12 protein-coding genes are annotated in these 8874 nt (G+C 35.5%); 11 read left to right on the top strand and 1 reads right to left on the bottom strand.

Going from position 1 to position 8874, the window contains the following annotated elements; genetic code table 11:
• The first annotated feature begins 79 nt into the window (after positions 1-79).
• From ACLUJM_RS11595 to ACLUJM_RS11560, 8 genes are all read left to right on the top strand, one after another.
• Complete coding sequence (locus tag ACLUJM_RS11595) at positions 80-493, top strand: hypothetical protein (RefSeq protein WP_412412873.1); 414 nt, start codon at positions 80-82, stop codon at positions 491-493.
• 191 nt (positions 494-684) lie between these two features.
• Positions 685-1176, top strand: a complete 492-nt coding sequence (locus ACLUJM_RS11590) for a hypothetical protein (protein ID WP_412412872.1) — start codon at positions 685-687, stop codon at positions 1174-1176.
• Positions 1173-1589 carry a hypothetical protein gene (locus ACLUJM_RS11585; protein WP_412412871.1) on the top strand — a complete coding sequence of 139 codons (417 nt, stop codon included), beginning with the start codon at positions 1173-1175 and terminating at the stop codon, positions 1587-1589. The genes ACLUJM_RS11590 and ACLUJM_RS11585 overlap by 4 nt, the downstream gene beginning before the upstream one ends.
• A gap of 114 nt (positions 1590-1703) precedes the next feature.
• Positions 1704-2090, top strand: a complete 387-nt coding sequence (locus tag ACLUJM_RS11580; RefSeq protein ID WP_216881044.1) for a hypothetical protein — start codon at positions 1704-1706, stop codon at positions 2088-2090.
• A 6-nt stretch (positions 2091-2096) separates the two neighbouring features.
• Positions 2097-2276, top strand: a complete 180-nt coding sequence (locus tag ACLUJM_RS11575; RefSeq protein ID WP_217780942.1) for a hypothetical protein — start codon at positions 2097-2099, stop codon at positions 2274-2276.
• A 174-nt stretch (positions 2277-2450) separates the two neighbouring features.
• On the top strand, positions 2451-2822 hold the full coding sequence (locus ACLUJM_RS11570; RefSeq protein WP_054344082.1) for a hypothetical protein: 372 nt from the start codon (positions 2451-2453) through the stop codon (positions 2820-2822).
• A gap of 97 nt (positions 2823-2919) precedes the next feature.
• Positions 2920-3738, top strand: a complete 819-nt coding sequence (locus ACLUJM_RS11565) for a hypothetical protein (protein ID WP_412412870.1) — start codon at positions 2920-2922, stop codon at positions 3736-3738.
• A gap of 56 nt (positions 3739-3794) precedes the next feature.
• Positions 3795-5681 (top strand): InlB B-repeat-containing protein, encoded by a 1887-nt coding sequence (locus ACLUJM_RS11560; protein WP_247230333.1) that lies wholly within the window; start codon positions 3795-3797, stop codon positions 5679-5681.
• A 352-nt stretch (positions 5682-6033) separates the two neighbouring features.
• Here the strand turns inward: ACLUJM_RS11560 and ACLUJM_RS11555 are convergent, their stop codons facing one another.
• Positions 6034-6819, bottom strand: coding sequence for a hypothetical protein (locus ACLUJM_RS11555; RefSeq protein WP_412412869.1), 786 nt, complete (start codon positions 6817-6819; stop codon positions 6034-6036).
• 88 nt (positions 6820-6907) lie between these two features.
• On the opposite strand from ACLUJM_RS11555, the gene ACLUJM_RS11550 reads away from it, so the two are divergent.
• The 3 genes from ACLUJM_RS11550 to ACLUJM_RS11540 form a co-directional block, all read left to right on the top strand.
• Complete coding sequence (locus ACLUJM_RS11550) at positions 6908-7324, top strand: hypothetical protein (RefSeq protein WP_216881032.1); 417 nt, start codon at positions 6908-6910, stop codon at positions 7322-7324.
• Positions 7325-7342: 18 nt separating this feature from the next.
• Positions 7343-8374, top strand: coding sequence for an ATPase, T2SS/T4P/T4SS family (locus ACLUJM_RS11545; RefSeq protein ID WP_216881029.1), 1032 nt, complete (start codon positions 7343-7345; stop codon positions 8372-8374).
• Positions 8371-8874: DNA cytosine methyltransferase (locus tag ACLUJM_RS11540; protein WP_412412868.1), on the top strand; the 504-nt coding region annotated here is incomplete at its 3' end. The genes ACLUJM_RS11545 and ACLUJM_RS11540, both read left to right, overlap by 4 nt.

Here is an 8874-nt window from a genome sequence, read left to right as displayed (position 1 = left end):
AACAAAAGGTGCATACGGATGGTGCACCGGATGGAGAGCTTGGAAAGATGGTGAATCGGAAGGCTATTAGGAAATTAACATGTGCGCAGAGCATTTAACAAGGTCTTTTACAGAAGTGGCTGAAACACTGCTGCATGAAATGGTGCATCTTTACAACCTGCAACACGATATAAAAGATACAAGCCGTAGCGGCACATATCACAATGCAAAATATAAAGCATCTGCTGAACAACACGGCTTAAGTGTTAAAAAGAGTGATAAATACGGATGGTCTGACACAAGCCTTGACGATGAAGCCAAGGCTTCTATTAACTCTATTGACATGGATTTTGAATTGTATAGAGAATCACCGCAAAAGGTTGGAAAAAGTGCAACTAAACAATCAACCCGCAAGTATGTATGCCCTATTTGTGGTTGCATCGTCAGAGCCACAAAAGAAGTACACATTATATGCTATGATTGTGAAATAGAGTTCGTCGAGGAAGCAAGTTAAATCTTGTTTCCTTTTTTTATCTTCTATGTGGTGCGAATGCACAGCGAAGCCTGAAAGGTGGTATCCGCCTTGTGTGGATGCCATGGAGGGATTAGCCTAACTGATCAGCACTTACAAGAGAACAAAACAAACAATGAAACACATATATACGAGGAGCGTAAGCGTCCTAAAGAAAGATGGAGGAAAACAAAATGACAAAGCAAAAAGTAATTTCTTTTGAGGAATTAAAAGAAAACTTCTGTTTAGAAACAACGAAACAGCGATTCTTAGATTTTGAACCTGCTAAAAATAATTTGAATAATTATTTAAAAACACGTAAGGAAGTAGATTTACAGCAACTTGTAGGTTCTGTATTGATTCAGTGTAAATCATATTTTGAAAAAAATGTATGTACTAATGACATATGGAATCTTGATACTTTCTTCTCTATTGGATTGTTACGAATAACTTATGCAATTTACATTATGGAAAATAATCATTTATATAGGAAGGATTATATGTTTGCTTATCTGGAGGAAAAAAATGGCATTTATGATTTTGAATATAGCATGTTTAATGCAACTGTTACAAACCAAAAAAAGGCAAAGCAGTTAAAGGATGATATGGAAGTCGGAAGATTCATGTTACAGTGCTGTGCTGATTTGTTAAACAATCTTTTGCAGGAACAGGAGGTAGAAAAATGAGTATTACAAACATCTATAAATTAACAATCGACCATATAAGTGCTACGGTCGATTTCTCTAACATCACTATCACGTATGACTTTTATTCAAATGATGAATTGTGCTTCACGATTCAAAAACCTTTCAAAAGCATTTCATTCATGATGTGGGAATTTATAAGCAATAACTTTATGTCTTACAGTGTAGCGATTAAAGGAGAACCTTACATCCTCAATGAAAGCCATGATATACAAGTCATTATAGGAAAACAAAAGTACATTGAGGGATACAATCAAATCATAGAGTTATATGACAAAGATAATCATCTGGTTTTCATTGTAGATGGTTTGACAGATAAAGATTTTATGAGCATTACTAATTATGCATTTCAATGTGCTGTATATGATTCGCTTAATACAGATAGAGAAGTGTAAAAGAACACAATAGGAGGTTGTGTAGTGGCATTAAAGGTATTTCCCTCCCCCATCGCCTTTATGTAAGTCCACAAAATTTTTAATATCTTATTCAATAGGAGGAAAAGAAAAAAAATGAAAAAAGTTTATACTATGTTTCTTGTTGTATTAGGTATATGTATTCTTAGTGGATGCAGTGATTCGGAAGTAGTCACTCAGAATATAAAGAAAGATGCGGAACAATTTAAAGTATTGCGGAGGATTGTTTTTATGAACAATATCACAGGCGAGTATTTATTTGAAGCAGAGGGAAACTGCTCAGTAGAAACAAATAATGAAGCTGCACGTTTGGAATTGACCTGTAAAACTGGTGAAGATAAATACAAAGTGCATTATTTTGGATTGTCTGACAACACAAGTTACATCGTAGAACAGATGGAATGGAAAGAGGAAAACAAGTATAAATATAAAATCATATTTAAACCTGAAAGCATTATACCTCTTGAAGTTGATACGGAGTGATCAATTATGAAATATATTATCATATTTTTAGTACCATGGCTTTGTTTATACTGGATATATAAAATAATTTTAGCTTTGGCTGTAAATTCGTCAAGAATCAGCCGAGAGGAGGAATTTGTTTTGCTTAAGGCTGATCATCCAGAAAAAGATTTATGTAGTCATTGCGATTGCTATGATTCTGATTAAGGAGGTAACAAAATGATCTTAAATGGAAGTGGCAGACACCCGCCACAAAGCAACACTCTGTGATGATACAAGTACCGACAAAGTGAGGAACGTATGATCAATGCGGAAATTCAAACACATAAAGGGGTCGAACGATCCTTTTCTTTAGACTTAAAAATCAAGGAGGGCTATATTATGGCTACAGTTTTAAAAGAAATCGTTGTTAAAAATACAACGTTTGCGGAACATTTCCACGTACCTATCGCGTATCTGGATATGGAAATGCGTACAGTGAATAATATTGAAAAAACGTTCATCAAAGTGTTGCTTTCTGGTGCAAATGTCCCGATTGAAATTGAAATGAGAGGTAATGAGCCGATTCCGAAAGACATTGAGCAGTTTGACAAGGTGGAATTTTCAAACTTGGATATCACCATCAAACCGAAAGCATCAGGAAGTGGACAGTATATCAGTACGCAATTAAACGTAACTGGTTTAGCTGATGCAGTATACAAAGTAAATGCAACGCAGAACACAGGAACAGCAAAGCCTGAAGTTAAGAAATAATACAAAATGTTGCTGAATAAGTGAAAAATCTGTGATACAGACATGATGATATGATATAATCATAATGTGATTTAATTACATTAGTGGAGGGAAAAACATGAAAAAATTAAATGAAATGTTTTCCAATGTGAAAACTACAGTCTTATCTATGGATAAGAAAAACAAAACTATTCTCGGCGTAATTGCCGTGGCTCTCATTGGTGCTGTAACATTCGGCAGGTATCAGCTTGCTACGATCGGTAAAACGGTTGACAGCACTGTGAAACAGACAGATACGACAAAAAAAGCGGAGGATAGCAAAAAAGATACCTCCACTAAGAAAAATGAAGCAAAAAAAGAGGAAAAGAAGCAGACAGATAAAAAGGATTCCAAAAAGGAAGAGACATCCAAGAAAAATGAAAAGTCTACAAAGAAGAATAATAAAGAGGATGGTGAAAAAAACACCTCAACATCAACAAATGGAAAAAGTTCTTCAAAAAAGACTTCTTCATCTAGTACAGGTAATTCTTCTAACAAAGGTACTGCAAGTACAAATAAAGGTAATTCTTCAAGCTCTGGTTCTTCATCCTCTGGAAGCACTTCTTCAAATTCTGGCAACACAGGCAATACAGGACAGACTACAAAGCCTGCTCCTGCACCGAAACCAACGCCAAAACCTGAACCAAAGCCAGAGCCTACTCCAGAGCCTGCTCTGCCTAAACTGACTGTGAATAATTTTCCTAGTTATCTATTAGGAAATACAGGCAGGGTGTTTGCTACAGAAGCAGAAGCTAATACATGGGCAGAAGAACAAATCAATACAGAGGGTAGTCCTTGGTACGGAGCAATTTCATGGGATGCTACGCAACCATATGATGGTAATTACTCAAATGCAGGAGAACCGGATTCTCCATGGACAGTAAATATATATTTATAGGAGAGATATGCGATTGTGTATCTTTTCTTTTTATGAAAGTGAGGTATTCTGAATGAATGAAAAAACTTAAGAAAATAGTATTTTGTATGCTGATGTGCTTCATATCTTTTGTATCGTTTGATACACTTGAAATCCATGGTGTGGGTTTAACTCCGAGTGCTTTTAAGCCACAAAGCAGTAATGAAAAAGTTGTAGGACATACAAAAACCAGTTCTTGGAACAATGGACAGTTTTTTGAAACAGTCACATATGAGGAAGTGGGCTACGATGATGTAGCCAAAACGAAAAAATATCGCTTTCGTTACTATATAACACATAAAGGTTCTTCTGGTTCTTATATCTATCAGAAAGTACCAGTGGGTGTGTTTGCAGATAACAAAAAGGTGGCTACTTTCACAAGTTGGATTGATAAGCATATATCAAATAAAACACAGAAATGTGGAGAAAAAACAATAACCTTAAAAAAAGGAACACATTTAATAGAGTTAAGGGATATTAAAGAGGGCGCAATTACTGTTGTTAACGTAAAACAGAAAATCACTGTTAATTTCGCAAAATATACAGTAAAATTTGTGGACTACAACGGCACTCTTTTAAAATCTCAATCTGTAGAACGGTATGCTTCTGCCACTCCCCCATCAAATCCAACTCTCACAGGTCATACCTTTAAGGGTTGGAATGGTGACTATACAAACGTTACCAGTAATCAGACAATCACAGCGCAATATGACCTAAACTATTACACAGTCAATTTCACTGATTGGAATGGAAAAGTCTTAAAATCTCAGTCTGTTGCTTATGGTGGGAATGCAAGTCCTCCATCGAATCCAAGCCGTACAGGTTATACCTTTACGGGATGGAAAGGAACATATACGAATGTCACAAGCAATCGAACCATTACCGCAGGATACAGAATAAACACATATACTATATCCTTTAACAGTAACGGTGGATCAGCAGTACCATCAAGGACAGTAACATATGGTGATAAGGTCGGGAGACCTGCCGATCCTGTAAAGACAAATAACAGGTTTGTCGGTTGGTATACAAATTCTTCCCTTTCCACAGCATATAATTTCAATTCATTGGTAACAAGCAGCTTCACACTATATGCAAAGTGGGAAATTACACATTATGATATATCATTTTCACACCGCACGTATGACATAATCAACGGATGGAAAACGATAAAAAGTGAATCCAAGAAGCTGACTGCAAACAGTACGCTATCAATGATGAACTTAAACAGTAATCAAATACCTGTCGGTTATGAGCCTGAGAATAAGTATGATCTGTACAAAAACGGTGTAAAAGTTGGTAGCACTTATTCAATCAATACAGCGCAAACGGTAAACGGTAAGTTTGATACTGTGGTAATCAGATATACTGCTACGCCTGCCAAAATCAAGGCAAAAGAAACGTATTATTTTCAGTATGATGATATCAAAAGTGCTGACCTCATAAAAAGAGCATCAGCAACGGATGTCAAGGATGGAGATATCAGCAATAAGATATTCGTGGATAAAATCAAGTATCCAGATAAAACAGTAACACGACCTGATAAACTGGAAACAGGAAAATTGCAGGATGTGACTGTGACATATGGTGTGACTAATTCACGAGGTGTTACAAGCTATGCAGATGCAAAGATACACATAGTAAAGCGTGGCGCCGATTTGGAAACAGATACGGATGATGCGAAGATATATACCCGCTTTATATCAAATGATGTACTGGTGGATGGTACTACACCATTAGCAACACTTCGTAGTGATTCCGTATGGAGAAAAACAGGATATGCAGATATTCTTCATGCATCGCTAGCAAATACTTCCCCTCTCGCTGAATATGATTATATCAATCAGGCGGGAGTTGAAAGTTATATGAAAGGGTTAAATCCTAGCAAGGATGCAAATAAGAATTTCGTATCCAGTTTTAAATAAAATTCATAAGAAGTTCGGCAGACATAAAAAAAGGTGTCTGCCTTTTCTTATATGATTAAAGGTGGGAGGATAGGATATGATTAGAAAAAATGTTTGTCTTTTCATTATGTTTATAAATGTTATGTTATTACCGTTTTTTTTCTTAGTAGTAGTTATTCTTTGGGGTGAAGCGATGTTATTGATATCCGGATTTTCGATTGTAAAGGCCTTGACAGCAACGATGCTTTTGATAAATCCGTACTTGTATGGATTCGTTGGGATTTGGACAATGTCGAATTTCGCTATTTATTTTTGCGTGAAGGAAGATTTATCTGAAGAGAGCCGAAAGGGATATGAACTTTTTAATACATTATTATATGTTTTTATCCCTATATTGGTTTGTTATCTTGAATGCAGCTTGAAATGATGCAATATAAGTGAAAATTGTAAAAACAATTATCTTGATTTGACTGATCACCAAATAAACGGTAGTATCCAAAGTTATTTGATCAACGTTGTTGGTGAGAGCTTGGTTTTTGAGATAAAGTTCTATATAATCACTAAAAATCGAGCTGATACCAATTAAAAACCCGAACAAGATTGTGACTAAAAAAGTCATGATGATATCAACTAACTTATAACTCCATTCATCATAGTAATATGCTCCATATATCCTATGAAACAATAATGATGAAAGGAACATTATTATGATAGAAATGATATCAGCCACAATATAAGTTTGAAGCTCTCCATTGAACATAAAATCATAGGGAGGTATTTTTTCAATTATTGCATTAGTGATTGCAATCGCTATCCCAATAGAAATAAATGATATGATAAAAAAAGCGGAAAATATGATTATCACAGTCTTAATTGTTGCAAAAATTTTGAAAATGTTATGGCACATCCAAACACATACAATCGTAATCAATTCAAGTAATTTAGCAATAATCAAAAGAAAAGCAGGTACTACGGTGATTATCCATGGAATCACAATGATAAAAGGCATATACTTCCCCTGCGGTAAATATTGAAAAAGTGATAATAAAACGAGAGGCAATATACAAAGCGATACCAGTAATTTATTATGTTGAATTAAAAATACCTTTATTTCATCTGATAAATCACATAATGCATTAACAATTTTAATCATTTTCAAAACACCACCCTGTATAAATAAGTATATCATATAAAATCAATATGAAGTATTACTATTTAAAATATACAAGTTTTGAAAGGAGGTACTAATGAAAGCATTGATACGCTGTTTCATGCTAGGTATGTCGATTATTGTACTGGTTATGATGTTTAGTTTTTTTCAGGAAGTGAATGTACGGCAGGATGAACTAAACAATATCGTTGCCACTGCTATGACACAGACACAAACAGTCATAAAGGAGCAGATCGAAGATAAGCAGTACAAGACTAATAACAAGCGTTATGCGATCAGTAATAACGATGAATATGTGGCAGAATTTACACACAACCTCTATATGCTGAAAACGACAAACTCCGATTATCACATTACTGTGTATGGAGTGGACTATGAAAAAGGTCTGTTGGATATCGGTGTGAAATCGTCTTTCAGAATGTGGAATGGACAAACAAAAACACTTACGACGAGGAAAACAGGCATCGTGGAAAACCTTGATTACCACGGTTAAAAATAAGGAGTTGAATTTATGGAATTAAAGATAGAAGAAAGCCTGTTTAAAGAGTTATATCCATTGATATTGAATGATGATATCACGGATATCAAGTGGAACGGTCGACAATTATGGATGAATGACTTAAAAAAAGGAAGATATCCACTGAAAGAAATCGTTTTAACGGAAGATTTTTTAAACATTTTGACAACGAAAATCGCTAATTCCGTAAATGAAAACTTCAATCGTTCTAAACCTCATTTATCTGCGGAAACAGAGGAATTGCGTTTTCATGCTGTACATCATTCTGTGGCAGGAAAAACAGTGTTATCCATCAGGAAAACACCATCTGTGTGTCGTATCGTCAACAAAGATGTGGTAAACAATGATTATATGGATGCTTTCCTGCTGAAATTACTCCCTGCTCTAATAAGGGCGCATTGCTCTACTATAATTATTGGTGATGTTGGCAGCGGAAAAACAGAACTTGAAAAATGGCTCGCTCAGTTTATCCCAAACCATGAAGCTATCGTTACAGTAGAGGATACTTTGGAAATGAAACTACCGATATTATATCCTGAAAAGGATGTCTACCCTGTAAAGATTACTTCTGATTACTCAAGCGAACAGGCAATCAGGGATGCATTGAGAGAACTGACAAAATGGCTTTTGATTGCGGAATCAAGAGGACGAGAAATTTTGACAGTTGTTGAGGGCGCTTCCACAGGTTGTAAGGCAATAACCACAATACACTGTGATGATGTAACGGAAATTCCCGATCGGGTCGTACAGATGGCGGGAAACACCGTGGATGCTGAATTGTTCGAGAATGATGTTTATACGTTTTTTGATGTAGGTATTCATATATCTGCAAAAATTACGAATGATGGAATAAAGCGGAAGATCGACCAGTTATGTTTCTTTGATCGGACAGATAAAAAGAATAAAATCTACAAGCTTTATGATTATGGAAGTTATGATCTTCAAATTCCGAAAAAAATCATGAAGCGTTTTGTTCGTAATAAAGAAGCGGATGTGATTCATGAAATAAAGGAAAAAGCTTTATGATCAAGATGCTTGAATTGTTTGGCGGTGTCGGTGCTCCACGAAAGGCACTTGAAAACCTTGGTGTGGATATCAAATCCATTGATTATGTTGAGATACTGCCATATGCAGTACAGGCATATAACAGCATATTTGACAATGGATATAAACCGCAAGATATAAGAGTGTGGAATATGGATGTTGACATTCTTGTTCATGGCTCACCTTGTCAGGATTTCAGTAAAAATGGTTTGAACAATATAAATACAGGTAGAAGTATCTTGTATGAACGTACACTTGAAATCATAGAAAAGGAGCTTTTAAGAAAACCAAAAGTTGTGATTTGGGAAAATGTACCGAATCTTATTTCACACCGTCACATTGAGCATTTTGACCATTATTGTGATACGATGTCTTCCCTCGGATACACTACTTCATATGCCATACTAAAAGCTTCTGGATATGGCTCCGCTCAGGCAAGAGATAGACTTTATACAGTAAGTATGTTAGATGGAGAATATAAA

The sequence above is a fragment of the Finegoldia sp. genome (assembly GCF_046991905.1).
In the GTDB taxonomy this organism is placed as follows: Bacteria; Bacillota; Clostridia; order Tissierellales; family Peptoniphilaceae; genus Finegoldia.
The sequence above is the reverse complement of the archived record's forward strand: the minus strand, read 5'-3'. Positions and strand labels throughout refer to the sequence as shown.